Here is a 15,377-nt window from a genome sequence, read left to right on the forward strand (position 1 = left end):
GGCGGGCCGCCTCCAGGACGCCGAAGGCCTGCTCGTCGCTGCCGGCGAAGACCGCCGTCGGCGGGTCGGGCAGATCCAGCAGCAGGCGGGCCTGGTCGTAGCCGCCCTCGTGGTGGAAGTTGCCGTGCCGCACGAGCTCGGGGTCGACGCCGATGCCGGCCCGCTCGAGGGCGGCGCGGTAGCCGTCGATCCGGGCGCGGCTGCACAGGAAGTCCTGCGGCCCGCCGATCACCGCGATGCGCCGGTGGCCGAGCTCGACCAGGTGCTCGGTGGCGGCGAGCCCGCCGGCCCAGTTGGTGGCGCCGACGCTGGGCACGTCCTGCCCGGGCATGTCGACCGGGTCGATGACGACGACGGGCAGGTGCGAGCCGCCCAGGCGCCGCTGGTCGGCGGCGGTGATCCGCGAGGTGACGACGAGCGCACCCTGCCGGCCGCCGTTGATCAGCTGCTGCACCCAGTCGGCGCCGGGGTCGCGGGCGAGGGTGCCGACCACGACGTCCAGCCCGCTCTCGGTGATCCCGCGCAGGATCTCCACCGCCCAGGGGCTGTCGAGCGCGGTGAAGACGACGTCCACCAGCGGGCGCGCGGGAGCGGCGGCCCGGCGGGTGACGGGCACGTAGTTGTGCTCCTCGAGCAGGGCCAGGACGTGCGCGCGGGTGGCGGGTGCGACGTCCTGGCGGCCGTTCACGACCTTGGAGACGGTGGGGAGGGAGACGCCGGCCGCGGCCGCGATGCTCGCCAGCGTCGGCCGGCCCAGCTGGGGTGTGGCCACTGCCGTCCTCCTCGGGTGTGCGCCTGCGGTCCGATCCCACCGGACCACCGCCGGCGCGGCCCGTCCAGTGGTGCACGTCACCGGACGGGAGCGGCGATGTTATCGAAAGTTTCGGAGCCGCGGTAGCCCGTCCGGTCGAGTCGGACGCTAGCCGGGGGGTCCGGTCCGCGCCAGAGTTCACCCGGGAGGGTCAGGTCACGCCCCCGTCACGTCGGCGTTGACACCGATGGTGACCCGGCTTACATTCTCGCAACTGCTCGAAACTTTCGGTGTTCAACGACGAAACAGGAAGGTGGCGGTGGGATGTCCCTCCGGCGTCTGACCCGCGTGACCACTCAGGCGGGCGCACTGGTCCTGGCAGGCGCGCTGGTCGCGGCCTGCGGCTCCTCCGGCCCCGCGGGCGGGGGTGGGGGAGAGGGCGGCACCGGTCAGGTGTGGGCCCTCGAGGACGCCGCGCTCAACCCGATCGAGGAGGCCTCGATCGAGCGCTTCAACGAGGGCTCGGACTCCGGGGAGCTGGAGCTGGCCACCTTCGGCAACGACCCCTACAAGCAGCGGCTGCGCGTCGCGCTGGGCTCACCGAACGCGCCCGACCTGTTCTTCAACTGGGGCGGCGGCAACCTCAAGGAGTACGTCGACGCCGGCCGGGTCGAGGACCTCACGGGCCTGCTCGAGGAGAACCCGGAGCTCCGCGATGCGTTCCTGCCCAGCGTGCTGGCCGGCGCGGAGCTGGACGGCAAGAACTACGGCCTGCCCATGCGCGGCATGCAGCCGGTGGTGCTCTTCTACAACCAGGCGGTGCTCGACTCCGCCGGCGTCGAGGTCCCGCAGACCTGGGACGACCTGCTCGCCGCCGTCGACACGCTCAACGGCGCCGGTGTCACGCCGATCGCGCTGGCGGGCACCCAGGCGTGGACCGAGCTGATGTGGATCGAGTACATCCTCGACCGGGTCGGCGGGCCCGAGGTCTTCCAGGCCATCCGTGACGGCGAGGAGGGCGCCTGGGAGGACCCGGCGGTCCTGGAGTCGCTGGAGATGCTCCGCGAGCTCATCGACCGCGGCGCCTTCGGCGACGACTTCGCCTCCGTGGGCTACGACGTCGGCGGCGCATCGACGATCCTGGCGCAGGGGGACGCGGCCTTCCACCTCATGGGCTCGTGGGAGTACACCAACCAGCTCAACGACAGCCCCGAGTTCGTCGAGGCCGGCGACCTGGGCTGGACCACCTTCCCGGCGATCGAGGGCGGCGCGGGCGACCCGTCGAACCTGGTCGGCAACGTGTCCAACTTCTACTCGCTGACCAGCTCCTCGGAGAACAAGGAGGCGGCGCAGGAGTACCTGTCGACCGCGCTCACCAGCGACGAGTACATCTCCGACCTCATCGAGGCCGGTGACGTGCCGCCGGTGCAGGGCATCCGCGACCAGCTCGCGGAGACCGAGAACGGCGACTACGCGACGTTCATCTACGACGCCACGGCCGACGCGGACAGCTTCCAGCTCTCCTGGGACCAGGACCTGCCGGCCGACGAGGCCACCGAGATGCTGACCCAGCTGGAGCAGTTCTTCCTCGGCAACCAGACGCCGCAGGGCTTCGTCGACGCGATGTCCGGCGTCTGACCGGTACCTCCACGGCATGCAGGACACGGCGCAGCGGACCAGGACAGGGGCACCACGCATGGCGGTCACCCGGCAGGACCGGCCCTCGGGCTGGTACCTGGCACCAGCGGTCACGTTCTTCGGGGCGTTCGCGGTGCTGCCCATGGTCCTGGTCGTCTACCTCAGCTTCACCTCCTGGAACGGCTTCGGGTTCCCCGCGCTGACCGGTGCGGAGAACTGGAGCCGGCTGATCGAGGACGGTCGGGCCTGGGACTCGCTGCGGCTGACCCTGCTGTTCATGGTGCTGACCTGGGTCGTCCAGACCCCGATCGCGATGCTGATCGGGGTCTGGGCGGCCGGGCACCAGCGCAACCGCGCGGTGCTCAGCTCCTTCTTCTTCCTGCCGCTGCTGCTCTCCACCGCGGCGATCGCGCTGCTGTGGGCCGCGGTGCTCGACCCCAACTTCGGCGCCACCCAGGCGCTGCCGTTCCTGGACGGCGTCAACTTCCTGGGCAACACCGAGCTGGTCGTCTACACCGTGGTCTGGGTGATCAGCTGGCAGTACATCCCGTTCCACACGCTGCTGTACCAAGCCGCCGCCCGGCAGGTGCCGCAGAGCCTCTACGAGGCGGCCACCCTCGACGGCGCCGGCCGCTACCGGCAGTTCTTCACCATCACGCTGCCGCTGCTGAAGTACACCGTGATCACCTCGACGGTGCTGATGCTCGTCGGCTCGGTGACCACCTTCGACACGATCCTCATCCTCACCGGGGGCGGGCCGGGCACGGCGACCCGCATCCTGCCGCTGCACATGTACATCACCGGCTTCAGCGGCTTCGAGTTCGGCTACGCCAGCGCCATCGCGGTCCTGCTGCTGCTGCTGGGCGCGGGGCTCTCGCTGGCCGTGACGAGTGCGACCGGCTTCCGCAAGATGCAGAGCCAGCAGGAGGGCATGTGAGCGACCGCGCGCCGCTGGGCGGGGACGACACCACGAGGGGCGCGGTGGGCGTGCGGACGGCGGAGGCGCCGCCCTCGCCGATCGCCCCGGTGCCGGAGGTGCCCGAGCGGCAGCGGCGCCGGGTGTGGAACCGGCGCCGCGCCCACGGCCGGCCCAACGTCCTGGCCGGCGTGCTGGCCACCGTCTGGCTGGCGCTGGTCGCCGTCCCGCTGTACTTCCTGGTCGCGGCGAGCTTCCGCACGCGGTCGGAGTACCTGTCGGACAACCCGCTGGCCCCGCCGCCGAACCCGACGCTGGAGAACTACGAGACCGTCCTCACCGGCGACTTCCCGACCTACCTGCTCAACACGGTGGTCGTCACAGTGGCGACCGTCGCGATCGTCGTCGGGCTGACGCTCCCGGCGGGCTACGCCGTCGCCCGCAACGCCGGCCGGGCGGTCCAGCGCGGGTTCTCCCTCATGCTCGTCGGCCTGGCCATCCCGGCGCAGGCGGCGATCATCCCCGTCTACCTGATGATCACCCAGCTCCACCTGTACGACACCCTGCTCGCGGTCATCCTGCCGACGGCGGCGTTCGCGATGCCCGTCGCGCTGCTGGTGATGACCAACAGCCTGCGCGACATCCCGCGCGAGCTCTACGAGGCGCAGACCCTCGACGGCGCCGGCCCGTTCCAGGCGCTGCGGCACCTGGTGCTCCCGCTGGCCAAGCCGGCGATCACCACGGTGGCGGTCTTCACGTCGCTCACCGCGTGGAACGGCTTCCTCTTCCCCCTGGTGCTCACCCAGTCCGTGAGCACGCGGGTGCTCACGCTGGGCCTGTGGGACTACCAGGGGCAGTTCGGCACCAACGTCCCGGCGCTGCTGGCGGCGGTCACGCTGTCGGTCGTCCCGATCTTCGTCCTGTACCTCGTCGGCCGCCGCTACCTGCTCAGCGGCCTGACCGCCGGCGCCGGCAAGTAGCCCGGCCCGCACCGAGAGGAAACCTCATGGCCTCCGTCACCTACGAGGGCACCAGCTGCGTCTACGGCGGCGCGGCACGACCGGCGGTGGACCGGCTCGACCTGGCCATCGAGGACGGTGAGTTCCTCGTCCTCGTCGGCCCGTCCGGGTGCGGCAAGTCGACGTCGCTGCGGATGCTCGCCGGCCTCGAGGACGTCACCGACGGCCGCATCCTGATCGGGGACCGGGACGTCACGGAGGTGCCGCCCAAGGACCGCGACATCGCCATGGTCTTCCAGAACTACGCGCTGTACCCGCACATGACGGTCGCGGACAACATGGGCTTCGCCCTGAGGATGGCGGGTCTCGGCAAGGCGGAGATCGCCCAGCGGGTGCAGGAGGCGGCGAAGCTGCTGGACCTGGAGCCCTACCTGGACCGGCGGCCCAAGGCGCTGTCGGGCGGTCAGCGCCAGCGCGTCGCGATGGGCCGGGCCATCGTGCGCCAGCCGCAGGTCTTCCTGATGGACGAGCCGCTGTCCAACCTGGACGCCAAGCTGCGGGTGCAGACCCGCACCCAGATCGCCGCGCTCCAGCGCCGGCTCGGCATCACCACGGTCTACGTCACCCACGACCAGACCGAGGCGATGACGATGGGTGACCGGGTGGCCGTGCTCAAGGACGGCGTGCTCATGCAGGTGGGCCGGCCGCGCGAGCTGTACGACCGGCCGGCCGACGTCTTCGTGGCCGGCTTCATCGGCTCGCCCGCGATGAACCTGCTCACCCTGCCGGTGGTCGAGGGCGGCGTCCGCCTGGGCGACGAGGTGCACCCCGTGCCCCGGGACGTGCTCGGCGGCGCCTCCGGGGCGCTGGTCACCGTCGGCGTCCGCCCGGAGGACCTGGAGCTCGCCGGGCACGGGCTGGCCGTCGAGGTCGACGTCGTCGAGGAGCTGGGGGCCGACGCCTTCGTCTACGGCCGCACGACAGCCGGCGGCGAGGAGCACCTGGTCACCGCCCGGGTCGACGGGCGCACGCCGCCGCTGAAGGGCGAGCTGGTGCACGTGCGCCCGCGGGCCGGGCACGTGCACCTGTTCGACGGCCGCAGCGGCGCCCGGCTCGGCGGCTGAGACCCCCGTCCGGCGGCCCGGACGCGGGCCGCCGGGCCGGGCACCCCGCGCGCGTGGAACGCGGTGCGGCGCGCGCGGGGAGAGGGATCGGCGGTGCGCTCCCTAGACTCGTGTGGTCCCCGGGCCGACGGGGCCGCGCGATCGAGGAGTGTGCATGGCCGTCCGAGCCATCCGGGGTGCGACCCAGGTCGACGCCGACGACCGGCAGCAGGTGCTCGAGGCCACCCGCGAGCTGGTGAGCGCGGTGCTCGAACGCAACGGGCTCGAGCACGACGACGTCATCAGCATCCTGTTCACCGCCACCCCGGACCTCGTCTCCGAGTTCCCGGCCCTGGCCGCGCGCGAGCTCGGCATGGGCGGGGTGCCGCTGATGTGCGCCACCGAGATCGGCGTGCCGCACGCGCTGCCGCGGGTGCTGCGCCTCATGGCCCACGTCGAGACGCCGCGGCCGCGCGCGGAGATCCAGCACGTCTACCTGCGCGGCGCCGTGGCGCTGCGGCGCGACATCGCGCAGTGACCCGAGAACGACGAACGAGCAGGAGCACATGAGCAGCCCCCAGAGCCCCTTCCGCGGGTCGGTGACCCTCGACGGCCCGTCGGGGACCGGCAAGTCCAGCGTCGCCCGCGACGTCGCCGCCCGTCTCGGCGCGGCCTACCTCGACACCGGGGCGATGTACCGCGCGGCGACCGTCGCCGTGCTCGACGCCGGCGTGGACCCCGCGGACGCCGAGGCCGTGGCCCGCACCGTCGCGGAGGCGGGGATCGTCGTGGGCACCGAGGCCGGCACCGAGCGGGTCGAGGTCGGCGGCGCCGACGTCGCCGCCCGCATCCGCGGCGCCGAGGTGACCCGGGCGGTCTCCGCGGTCTCCGCGGTCCCGGCGGTCCGCCGGCAGCTGGTCGCCCAGCAGCGCGCGCTGGTCGCCGGTGCCGAGGCGGTCGTGGTCGAGGGCCGTGACATCGGCACCGTGGTGCTGCCCGACGCGACGCTGAAGGTGTACCTGACCGCGGCCCCCGAGGTGCGGGCCCAGCGCCGCGCCGGCCAGCTCGGTGTCACCGACACCGCGGAGATCGCCGCGCTCGCCGCCGACCTGCGCCGCCGCGACGAGTACGACAGCAGCCGGGCCGACAGCCCGCTGCGCCCGGCGGAGGACGCCGTCGTCGTCGACAGCAGCGACCTCTCCCAGGCCCAGGTGGTCGACCGCATCGTGCTGCTGGCGGAGACCGTCGTGCCCGCGGGGGAGCGCCGGTGACCGAGCCCGAGGGCGGGCCGCTGCCCGTCGTGGCCATCGTCGGCCGGCCCAACGTGGGCAAGTCGACGCTGGTGAACCGCTTCCTCGGCCGCCGGGCGGCCGTCGTCCAGGACACGCCGGGCGTGACCCGCGACCGCATCGCGTACGAGGCGCTGTGGAACGGCAAGCGCTTCACCGTGGTCGACACCGGCGGATGGGACCCCAAGGCCGCCGGTCTGGGTGCCTCCATCACCCGGCAGGCCGAGTACGCCATGAAGACCGCCGACGTCATCGTCTTCGTCGTCGACAGCCAGGTGGGGGCCACCGAGACCGACCTGGCCGCCGCGCGGGTGCTCCGGCGCAGCGACCGGCCGGTGATCCTGGTGGCCAACAAGGTCGACGACGAGCGCAGCGAGGCCAACGCCGCCGAGCTGTGGTCGCTGGGGGTGGGCGAGCCGCACCCGGTCAGCGCGCTGCACGGCCGGGCCAGCGGTGACCTGCTCGACCTCGTCCTGGACGCGATGCCCGACGCGCCGCGCGAGCAGGAGAGCGAGGGCGGCCCCCGCCGGGTGGCCCTGGTCGGCCGGCCCAACGTGGGCAAGTCCAGCCTGATCAACCGGCTGGCCAAGGAGGAGCGCTCGGTCGTCGACTCGGTGGCCGGCACCACCGTCGACCCGGTGGACTCGCTGGTCACCCTGGGCGGCGAGGAGTGGCGGTTCGTCGACACCGCGGGTCTCCGCCGCAAGGTCAACACCGCCAGCGGCATGGAGTACTACGCCAGCCTGCGCACCGAGGCCGCGATCCAGGCCGCCGAGGTCTGCGTCGTGCTGCTCGCCGCCGACGAGGTGATCAGCGAGCAGGACCAGCGGGTCATCACCCAGGTGGTCGAGGCCGGTCGCGCGCTGGTCCTGGCCTTCAACAAGTGGGACACCCTCGACGAGGACCGCCACCACCAGCTGGAGCGGGAGATCGACCGGGACCTCGCGCACGTGAAGTGGGCGACGCGGGTCAACATCTCCGCGTCCACCGGCCGCGGCGTGGGCAAGCTCGCCGACCACCTCCGGGCCGCGATCGCCGCGTGGGAGACCCGCGTGCCGACCGCCGAGCTGAACACGTTCGTGCGGGCGCTGGTGCAGGAGACGCCGCCGCCGGCCCGTGGCGGGCGCGCGCCGAAGATCAAGTACGTCACGCAGGCCGACGTCCGCCCGCCGCGGTTCGTCGTCTTCTCCACCGGCTTCCTGGAGGCCGGCTACCGCCGCTTCCTGCAGCGCAAGCTGCGGGAGCAGTGGGGCTTCCAGGGCACTCCGATCGAGATCTCGGTGAAGGTCCGCGAGGGGCGGGACAAGGACGGCAAGCGCGGCTGACCACCATCGAGGCCGGGGAGGGCCGTGCGGTAACCTTCTCGGGCGGTCGATCGCGGCCCGGGGAGCCCCGGGGTGTCGTCCGGCCCGCGGGCTGTAGCGCAGCTTGGTAGCGCACCTGACTGGGGGTCAGGGGGTCGCAGGTTCAAATCCTGTCAGCCCGACAGTGTGATGTCGCGAGACATCCCGGACGCCCGGACTCACGAATAGTGAGTCCGGGCGATTGCCGGTCCGGCTGCGCGTATTTCTGAATCCCGGGCCGTGGGCATCGACTCCGATGGCCGTCAACAGGTGCTGTTGACGTCAGACCAGGGCTGAAGAAGTCTTGGGCCGCCACTCAGTCTTCAGTGCACGTAATCCGGAGGTGAGTTGCACCTGATATCCACGGAGCGCTAGCGACGAAGAGAACAGCATGTCACTGTGCCGTCGTACGGTGCCGCCGTGACGTGAACGCCGCACCCGCTTATCTTGCGGTCAGCGGCGATCGCGCCCAGCAGGCGCCGCTGCGCCTCCGTGAAGCGGCCGGGCCCGAGTCCGAGTCTCGGGGCCGCCGTCCTCACTGGCGATGCCTTCGTAGCGAACACCCTCCAGGCCTGGGCGGATCGGATGCTGACAGACGTGGCCGGTGACGGCCGTCAGACGGTCAAACACCCCGCCGGCCCCGTGCGGATGAAGCGTGGCCAGGGGCCCTTGATGGAGACACAAGCCGTGTCCTCGAGCGGCCCACTTCGAGCGACCCGGACGGGGGACCGCGGGCGCGCTGCGTGGTTGACCAGGGGCAACCGCGATGGATGGCCACCAGGTCCCGCACGCGAAAGGACGTCGTACACGCCCGCCAAGCGAACCGGGCGGCCAAGCTGCAACACCGCGGGGACGCCACTGTCGAGGCCGCTGACTCGGCCGAGTCGACGCCCGCTGACCGTATGGCCACAGCAGACCGGTTTCGTGCAGCAGGGAAGCGTGCCGTAGCGCGCTGGGGGAGCCTGCTCAAGCGCCTCGCGGAGTGACCCTTTACCTCGGCGTCGATCGGGTCATCGAGCTCTACGCCCTCGCCGGTGAGCCGGTCCTGCTTCTCGACAGGTCGACTTCGAAGGCGCCGTAGCCCGGTGCCAGGCCGGCGTCGGCGACGAGGACGCCTTCCCGCCTTCTGTGGGACAGGGCGGCTCTGCTGCACGGTATTGCGAGCACTCAGTGCTTCCAGGACGGCAACAGGCGCGCCGCATGGCCGGCCACCGCCGTGTTCCTCGAGCTGAACGGCGTCGAGTTGCCTGACATATCCGACATCGAAGCCCAAGCGTTCGTCATGGCCGTGGCGGACAGCGCGTGGAGCGACCGGACGTCGCGAAGGCGGCCGAGTGGTTGGCGGTTCAGGCGCACAGCCGCGTGACGGACGCCCCTGGCCGCCACGGCGGCGCGCTCGGAGACCTCTCGGGCAGCCGCAGGACGGCGTGGCAGCCGACCGCCAGCCCCGTCAGCCCGCGCGCGAAGGCGTGCTCCACCTCGGCCACCAGAATGTCCCGCGGGGCCCGGTAAGTCTTCGGCACCCGGCGCAGGTGGTGGTCGAACCGGCCCGACTCCACGAGCAGCGCCAGCGCCTCCTGGTCCAGCCGCGGGGCGTCCCAGCGGCTGAGCGGACCCCCCGCCCGGACCGCGGCACGTGCAGGATCGCAGCCGGACCCAGCGGGGTGGGCGACCGACGGAAGGAGCTCCCGTGCTGACCGAGGTCGCGGAGGACGTGCTCGTCCACCGGAGCGAGCTGCTGCAGAACAACGCCGTCGTCGTGCGGGGACCGGCCGGCGTGCTGCTCGTCGACCCCGGCCTGACGAACGACGAGATGGCGTGCCTGGCCGGCGACCTGGCCGAGCTGGGCCAGCGCGTCGTGACCGGCTTCGCCACCCACCCCGACTGGGACCACGTGCTGTGGCACCCCGCCCTCGGCGACGCGCCCCGGTACGGGACGGCGCGCTGCGCGGCGGTGCTGCGCGACCTGCTGGCGCAGCCGGACTGGCGGGCCCGGGTCGCCGAGGGCCTGCCGCCGGAGATCGCCGACGAGGTGCCGCTGGACCTCTACGGCCGCATCAGCGGCCTGCCCGCCGGCACCGCCCAGCTGCCCTGGGACGGCCCCCGGGTCCGGGTCCTCCAGCACCCGGCCCACTCCCCGGGGCACGCGGCGCTGCTGGTCGAGGACGCCCGCGTGCTCGTCGCGGGCGACATGCTCTCCGACGTCTTCGTCCCGATGCTCGACGAGTGGATCGGGGCCGACGACCCGGTCGAGGAGTACCTGGCCGGCCTCCGGGTGCTCGAGGGCGTGGCGGACGGAACCGACGTCGTCGTCCCCGGGCACGGCTCCGCCGGCGGCGGCGGTCAGGCGCGCGCACGGATCGAGCTGGACCGTGCGTACGTCACCGCCCTGCGGGACGGCCGCGAGCCGGACGACCCGCGGATCGGCCCCAAGGTGCCGCCGGGCTGGGAGTGGGTGGCGGACATCCACGCCGGGCAGGCGGCCGACGTCGCACGGTGGCGCGGGCGGGAGGGGACCCCGGCCTGACACCGCCCGGAACGCCGGCACCTGGGGCGGCGGAGGGCGTTCCCCGCGGCCCCCCGTGGTGCGACGCTGCGGGCATGGGCCACCGCCGTCCTGACCCGCGCCACTCGGCCGGTGACGAACGTCCGCGGCGGGAGGAGGCGGCACCCGCCGAACGCCGGGGGCAGCCCTCGGCCCACGCGTCCGGGGAGGCCGTCCGGGACGACCTGACGCAGCGGTTGTCGGACCTGGCGCGCGAGATGCAGCAGAAGAACGACGCGACGGCGGTCATGGAGCACATCGTCTCGGCCGGCGCCGGCACGGTCCCGGGCGCCGAGGAGGCCACCGTCAGCCTCGTGCAGGGACGCCGGCGGGTGGTGTCGGCCGCGGCCACCGGTGAGCGCGCGCGGCGCTTCGACGAGCTGCAGCAGGAGGTCGGCCAGGGGCCGTGCCTGGACGCGATGTACGAGCAGGTCACCGTGCGGGTCGACGACCTGGCCACCGACCCCCGCTGGCCGGAGCTCGCCCGCCGGGCACCGGCGGAGCTGGGGATGGCCAGCATGCTCTGCTTCCAGCTCTTCGTCCGCGAGAGCGACCTCGGGGCGCTCAACCTCATGGCCCGCCGGCCCGGGGCGTTCACCGACGAGTCCGAGCGGGTCGGGCTGCTGTTCGCCAGCCACGCCGCGATCGCCCTCGCCGACGCCCGGGACCTCAACCACGTCACCACCGCACTGGCCAACCGCGACGTCATCGGGCAGGCGAAGGGCATCCTGATGGAGCGCTACAAGGTCACGCCTGACATGGCCTTTGCGCTGCTGGCGAGGGTCAGCCAGGAGACCAACCGAAAGCTGGCCGAGGTGGCCGAGCAGCTCGCGGAGACCGGCACCCTCGGGAGCTCGCACCGCGGGCCGACCTCCTAGCGGGGGACGTCGCCACCCGTGCGGATCGGGGCGAGGCTCGGGCTGCCGATGTCCCACAGGGCCTCGTTGAGCGCCTGGGACAGGGCGTTGTGCTCGTGGTTCGGCCAGCGTGCGATCCCGTCGAGGTAGGCGGTCAGGTCCGCGCGCGAGCGGTTGCCGCCGCACTCCAGGTAGGCCCACCAGAGGGAGTCCGGCGCCAGGCCGCCGAGGCACCGGGCGACGACGGTCAGGGGGCAGGCGCAGTCGGTCGTGGTCGTGGTCATCGTGTTCCTCGCGCGTCCGGCGGCGGGTTGCTGCACCCGGGTGTCCGGTGGCGCGCCGGTCGAGGAGGAGCCCCGTGGCTCAGGGCGGTGGGGGTGGGCGTCGTCGCGGCGACGGCCGACGACGGGTCAGCGACGGCCGCGGCCACTGGCCGGGGGCGTGCCGTGGTGCTCGCCGGTGAGCACGAGCTGGTCGGCGATGTCGCGGACCTTCCGGTTGCCGCTCATCGAGGCCTGCGCCAGGAGCTGGAAGGCCTGGTCGGCGGTCAGCTTGTGCCGTTCCATCAGCACGCCCTTGGCCTGGTCGATGACCGCGCGGGTCTCCAGCGCGAGCTGCAGGTTGTCGGCCATGTCCCGGGCGCTCTGGTAGGCGTGCAGGTTGCCGGCCGCGACCGCGGCGTACGGCCCGATCCGCGTGGCGGCCGACCGGCTGTCCGCGTCGAACGCGCGGGCCCTGCCGGCGTAGATGTTCAACGCCCCGGAGACCTGTGCCTCGCCGTCGACGAGCAGCGGGACGGAGAGGGAGCTGAGGTTGCCGTGGCCGGCGGCACGGCGCGTGTAGTCCGGCCAGCGGGTGTCGGTGCGCGTGTCGGGGATCTCGGTGAGCTGGCCGGTCCGGGCAGCGTGCAGGCACGGGCCGTGGCCCCGCTGGTACTGGGTCTCGTCGAGGTCGACGGCGAGCTGACCGGTGGAGACGACGGTGGTGGGGCGGTCCCTCACCAGCAGCAGCACCGAGACGTGCGGCTCGGCCGGCATGACGGCCCGGGTGAGGTCGGCCACCGTCTGCAGCAACATGTCCATCGACAGCTCGCGCAGCGACAGCCGGCCGAGGTGCTCGAGCGCCTCGGTGGTGCTGGTGGGCTGGGGGGTGTGCGCGCCGTCCACGGCAGGGCCTCCGGTCGTTGCACCGGGGGCGGGTGACCTCGGCAGCAGGACCTTGTCGCAGGCCCCGCATCGCGGGTACGCCGTCGCTGGACGCAGCCTCGACGCAGTGCGCATCGCCGCTGGGGGCGACGGTACGCGCTCGACCCGGGACCTCCCGGGCAGCGGCCGCCGATCATGGTCGGCCAACCGTCGCCACGCCGACCGTTATCCCCAACACCGGGCCGAACAGGACTCACGCCCGAGAACGGCAGCGACGCGGAAGAGGACCCCGCATCCTCAGGCGTCGAAGTCGACCGTGACCTCGTCGGTGACCGGCAGCGACTGGCAGGTGAGCACGTAGCCGGCCTCGACCTCGGCGGGCTCCAGGGCGTAGTTGCGCCGCATCTCCACCGCACCGGCCGTGACCCGCGCCCGGCAGGTACCGCAGACACCGCCCTTGCAGGCGAAGGGCAGGTCCGCGCGCACCTTCTGCGCGGAGTCCAGCACCGGCTCGCCGCGGGGGAGGGTCAGCGTGGTGGACCGGCCGTCGAGGACGACGGTCACCTGCGCGCCGGGCCCCTCGACGGTCTCCTCGTCGCCGCGGACGGGCTCGGGCGGGACGTCGTCGACGTAGAACAGCTCCTGGTGCACCCGCTCCGGCGGCACCCCCAGCTCGGCCAGCAGCGCCCGGGCGTCGGTCACCATCCCGTGCGGGCCGCACAGCCACCAGTGGTCGACGTGCGGGGCGTCGACCAGGTTGCCGACCAGCGCACGCAGCCGATCGCCGTCGAGCCGGCCGCTGGTCAGCTCGGCGTCGCGCGGTTCGCGGGAGAGCACGTGCACCAGCTGCAGCCGGGGGCCGTGGCGATCCTTCAGATCGGCGAGCTCGTCGGCGAACATGACGGTGTTCGTGCGCCGGTTGCCGTAGAAGACGGTCACCGTCGACTCGCCGTCCCGCAGCACGGTGGCGGCCAGCGAGAGCGCCGGGGTGATCCCGGAGCCCGCCACGACGAAGACGTGGTCGCCGGGCACCGACAGGTCGGCGGTGAAGGTGCCCGAGGGCGGCAGCACCTCGATCCGGTCGCCGGGGCGCACGTCGCGCACCAGCCAGGAGGAGAAGAAGCCGCCCGGGACCTCGCGGACACCGACCCGCGGGGCGGCGCCCACCGGCGCGCAGATGGAGTACGAGCGGCGCTCGTCCCGCTCGCCGTCCACGCGGCGCAGCGTGAGCGCCTGCCCGGGCCGGAAGGCGTAGTCGGCCGCCAGCTCCGGGGGGACGTCGAAGGTGACCGCCACGGCATCGTCGGTGAGCCGCTCGACACCCGCCACGGTGAGCGGGTGGAACCGCGGCCGGCGGCGGGTCGGTGCGTCCACTAGATCTCCTTGACGTGCTCGAAGGGCTCCCGGCAGCTGCGGCAGCGGCGCAGCGCCTTGCAGGCGGTCGACCCGAACTCCGACAGCTCCTCGGTGTCGGGCGAGCCGCAGAGCGGGCAGTCCGCGGTGCGCCGGGGCGGACCGAGCTGGAGGGGCACGGGGCCGTCGGTGCGCACCGGGGCGCTGCCCGGGGGTGCGATGCCGGCGGCGGCGAGCTTGCGGCGGCCCTCGGCGCTGATCCAGTCGCTGGTCCAGGCGGGGGAGAGGACGGTGCGGACGTCGACGTCGCCGAAGCCGGCCTCGTGCAGCGCCCGCAGCAGGTCGGCGCGCATGACCCCCATCGCGGGGCAGCCGGAGTAGGTGGGCGTGATCTCGACGACGACGGCGCCGTCCGCCTCGGTGCGGACGTCCCGCAGGACGCCGAGGTCGGCGAGGGTGAGCGTGGGCAGCTCGGGGTCGGTGACCTGTCCGGCGACGCTGCGCGGGTCGGGGGGCACGGCGCTCACCAGGTCGCCGCCGGGTGCTGCCGGGCGAGCCCCTGCAGGGTGCCGAGCAGCTCGGCGAGCTCCGGGCCGTGCTGCCCCCGGCGCCCCCGCGGGGGCGTGCCCACGGGCCAGGCCGGCACCGGCAGCGCGGCCCGCCCGAGCACCTGGCCGAGCACGTCGCGCACCTCGTCGCGCACGCCGGCGGGGTCGACGGCCACGCCGGCCGCGGCGAGCCGCGTCTCGACGTCGGTGGGCGTGAACAGCTCGGCGAGCAACGGCCACACCGCGTCGACCGCGGACCGGGTGCGCCGGTGCGACTCCTCTGTGCCGTCGCCCAGGCGCACCACCCAGCGGGCGGCGTGGTCGCGGTGGTAGGCCAGCTCGTGCACGCCCTTGGCGGCGATGGCGGCGAGCACCGGGTCGCGGGAGGACCGCAGCCGGCTGAACACCGCGAGCCGCACGGTGGCGGCGGCCAGCAGCCGGACGACCGCCTGCGCGAAATCGGTGTCGGGCGCGGCGACGAGCGCGGTGCTGCGGAACTCGTCGGGGTCGCGGAAGTAGGCGAGCGCGTCCTCGTCCGGGATGGTGGCGCCGGCCCGCTCGCGGGAGCGGCCGAGCACACCGACCGATCCGGCGCGGGCCAGCAGCAGCCGGGCCTGGCCGAGCAGGTCCAGGGCGATGTTGCCGATCGCCACCTCCTCCTCGAGCTCGGGGGCGCGGGTGACCCACTCCGTCAGCCGCTGGGCGAGCACGAGGGCGTCGTCGCCGAGCATGAGGCAGTACGTGCCGAGGTCGGCGGGGTCGATGCCGCCGGGCACGGTGGTGTCGACGCCGGCCAGCGGGTCGTCGAACCCGGTGCCGAACGCCCAGCGCCCCGCCTCCCCGTGCGCGTTCGCCAACGCGTCGTACACCGTCTCCTCGTGGACCACGACGAAATGCTCCTTGCTGCGGTGACGTGCTGGAACGGGGTCC

At 73.5% G+C, this 15,377-nt stretch carries 16 protein-coding genes and 1 tRNA gene; 10 read left to right on the plus strand and 7 right to left on the minus strand.

The genetic code is table 11. The features are described from left to right. Nucleotides 1-772, minus strand: a 772-nt coding sequence (locus tag E9565_RS02790) for a LacI family DNA-binding transcriptional regulator (protein WP_236834016.1), incomplete at its 3' end; no start/stop codon positions are given. Nucleotides 773-1,075: 303 nt separating this feature from the next. Between E9565_RS02790 and E9565_RS02795 the strand changes: the two genes are divergently transcribed. The 8 genes from E9565_RS02795 to E9565_RS02830 all read left to right on the plus strand — a co-directional run bounded on the left by E9565_RS02795 (nucleotide 1,076) and on the right by E9565_RS02830 (nucleotide 8,142). After that, nucleotides 1,076-2,389: an ABC transporter substrate-binding protein gene (locus E9565_RS02795; protein ID WP_236834017.1), complete on the plus strand. Its 1,314-nt coding sequence runs from the start codon at nucleotides 1,076-1,078 to the stop codon at nucleotides 2,387-2,389. Nucleotides 2,390-2,447: 58 nt separating this feature from the next. Beyond that, nucleotides 2,448-3,326: a carbohydrate ABC transporter permease gene (locus E9565_RS02800; RefSeq protein WP_236828201.1), complete on the plus strand. Its 879-nt coding sequence runs from the start codon at nucleotides 2,448-2,450 to the stop codon at nucleotides 3,324-3,326. Next, nucleotides 3,323-4,285, plus strand: a complete 963-nt coding sequence (locus tag E9565_RS02805) for a carbohydrate ABC transporter permease (protein WP_236834018.1) — start codon at nucleotides 3,323-3,325, stop codon at nucleotides 4,283-4,285. The genes E9565_RS02800 and E9565_RS02805 overlap by 4 nt, the downstream gene beginning before the upstream one ends. Before the next feature lie 26 nt (nucleotides 4,286-4,311). Then, nucleotides 4,312-5,388, plus strand: a complete 1,077-nt coding sequence (locus tag E9565_RS02810) for an ABC transporter ATP-binding protein (RefSeq protein WP_236834019.1) — start codon at nucleotides 4,312-4,314, stop codon at nucleotides 5,386-5,388. Between the two features lie 154 nt (nucleotides 5,389-5,542). Further along, a complete protein-coding gene (aroH, locus tag E9565_RS02815) occupies nucleotides 5,543-5,905 on the plus strand; it encodes a chorismate mutase (RefSeq protein ID WP_236828198.1) in 363 nt (120 codons plus the stop codon). A 28-nt stretch (nucleotides 5,906-5,933) separates the two neighbouring features. Further along, a complete protein-coding gene (gene cmk, locus E9565_RS02820) occupies nucleotides 5,934-6,638 on the plus strand; it encodes a (d)CMP kinase (protein ID WP_236828197.1) in 705 nt (234 codons plus the stop codon). Further along, nucleotides 6,635-7,981 (plus strand): ribosome biogenesis GTPase Der, encoded by a 1,347-nt coding sequence (gene der, locus E9565_RS02825; RefSeq protein WP_236834020.1) that lies wholly within the window; start codon nucleotides 6,635-6,637, stop codon nucleotides 7,979-7,981. Before cmk ends, der begins: the two co-directional genes overlap by 4 nt. Nucleotides 7,982-8,068: 87 nt before the next feature. Continuing rightward, nucleotides 8,069-8,142: transfer RNA gene (locus E9565_RS02830), tRNA-Pro, on the plus strand. A 1,203-nt stretch (nucleotides 8,143-9,345) separates the two neighbouring features. Here E9565_RS02830 and E9565_RS02835 read toward each other — a convergent pair. After that, on the minus strand, nucleotides 9,346-9,558 hold the full coding sequence (locus tag E9565_RS02835; RefSeq protein ID WP_236834021.1) for a hypothetical protein: 213 nt from the start codon (nucleotides 9,556-9,558) through the stop codon (nucleotides 9,346-9,348). 131 nt (nucleotides 9,559-9,689) lie between these two features. Between E9565_RS02835 and E9565_RS02840 the strand changes: the two genes are divergently transcribed. Together E9565_RS02840 and E9565_RS02845 are read left to right on the plus strand one after the other, a co-directional pair. Continuing rightward, on the plus strand, nucleotides 9,690-10,526 hold the full coding sequence (locus tag E9565_RS02840; RefSeq protein ID WP_236825897.1) for an MBL fold metallo-hydrolase: 837 nt from the start codon (nucleotides 9,690-9,692) through the stop codon (nucleotides 10,524-10,526). 74 nt (nucleotides 10,527-10,600) lie between these two features. Then, nucleotides 10,601-11,422: a GAF and ANTAR domain-containing protein gene (locus E9565_RS02845; protein ID WP_236825898.1), complete on the plus strand. Its 822-nt coding sequence runs from the start codon at nucleotides 10,601-10,603 to the stop codon at nucleotides 11,420-11,422. Here E9565_RS02845 and E9565_RS02850 read toward each other — a convergent pair. The 5 genes from E9565_RS02850 to paaC all read right to left on the minus strand — a co-directional run bounded on the left by E9565_RS02850 (nucleotide 11,419) and on the right by paaC (nucleotide 15,334). After that, nucleotides 11,419-11,685 carry a hypothetical protein gene (locus E9565_RS02850; protein WP_236834022.1) on the minus strand — a complete coding sequence of 89 codons (267 nt, stop codon included), beginning with the start codon at nucleotides 11,683-11,685 and terminating at the stop codon, nucleotides 11,419-11,421. The two genes, E9565_RS02845 and E9565_RS02850, sit on opposite strands and share 4 nt — an antisense overlap. Nucleotides 11,686-11,811: 126 nt before the next feature. Next, the gene (locus E9565_RS02855; protein ID WP_255715045.1) at nucleotides 11,812-12,483 is read right to left on the minus strand and encodes a GAF and ANTAR domain-containing protein; all 672 of its coding nucleotides are present in this window, start codon (nucleotides 12,481-12,483) and stop codon (nucleotides 11,812-11,814) included. A 360-nt stretch (nucleotides 12,484-12,843) separates the two neighbouring features. Continuing rightward, complete coding sequence (paaE, locus tag E9565_RS02860; protein ID WP_236825901.1) at nucleotides 12,844-13,920, minus strand: 1,2-phenylacetyl-CoA epoxidase subunit PaaE; 1,077 nt, start codon at nucleotides 13,918-13,920, stop codon at nucleotides 12,844-12,846. Beyond that, entirely contained in the window at nucleotides 13,920-14,426 is a 507-nt protein-coding gene (gene paaD / locus E9565_RS02865) for a 1,2-phenylacetyl-CoA epoxidase subunit PaaD (RefSeq protein WP_236825902.1), read from the minus strand. Before paaD ends, paaE begins: the two co-directional genes overlap by 1 nt. Next, nucleotides 14,423-15,334, minus strand: coding sequence for a 1,2-phenylacetyl-CoA epoxidase subunit PaaC (gene paaC, locus E9565_RS02870; protein ID WP_236834023.1), 912 nt, complete (start codon nucleotides 15,332-15,334; stop codon nucleotides 14,423-14,425). Before paaC ends, paaD begins: the two co-directional genes overlap by 4 nt. Nucleotides 15,335-15,377: the final 43 nt, after the last annotated feature.

This window comes from Blastococcus sp. KM273129, assembly GCF_021698995.1.
In the GTDB taxonomy this organism is placed as follows: Bacteria; Actinomycetota; Actinomycetes; order Mycobacteriales; family Geodermatophilaceae; genus Blastococcus.

Bases quoted from the DNA above. Each gene is read 5' to 3' on its own strand.
- E9565_RS02795 (WP_236834017.1), top strand. From the start codon at position 1,076: ATGTCCCTCCGGCGTCTGACCCGCGTGACCACTCAGGCGGGCGCACTG.
- E9565_RS02800 (WP_236828201.1), top strand. From the start codon at position 2,448: ATGGCGGTCACCCGGCAGGACCGGCCCTCGGGCTGGTACCTGGCACCA.
- E9565_RS02810 (WP_236834019.1), top strand. From the start codon at position 4,312: ATGGCCTCCGTCACCTACGAGGGCACCAGCTGCGTCTACGGCGGCGCG.
- aroH (WP_236828198.1), top strand. From the start codon at position 5,543: ATGGCCGTCCGAGCCATCCGGGGTGCGACCCAGGTCGACGCCGACGAC.
- cmk (WP_236828197.1), top strand. From the start codon at position 5,934: ATGAGCAGCCCCCAGAGCCCCTTCCGCGGGTCGGTGACCCTCGACGGC.
- E9565_RS02845 (WP_236825898.1), top strand. From the start codon at position 10,601: ATGGGCCACCGCCGTCCTGACCCGCGCCACTCGGCCGGTGACGAACGT.
- E9565_RS02850 (WP_236834022.1), bottom strand. From the start codon at position 11,685: ATGACCACGACCACGACCGACTGCGCCTGCCCCCTGACCGTCGTCGCC.
- E9565_RS02855 (WP_255715045.1), bottom strand. From the start codon at position 12,483: ATGGACATGTTGCTGCAGACGGTGGCCGACCTCACCCGGGCCGTCATG.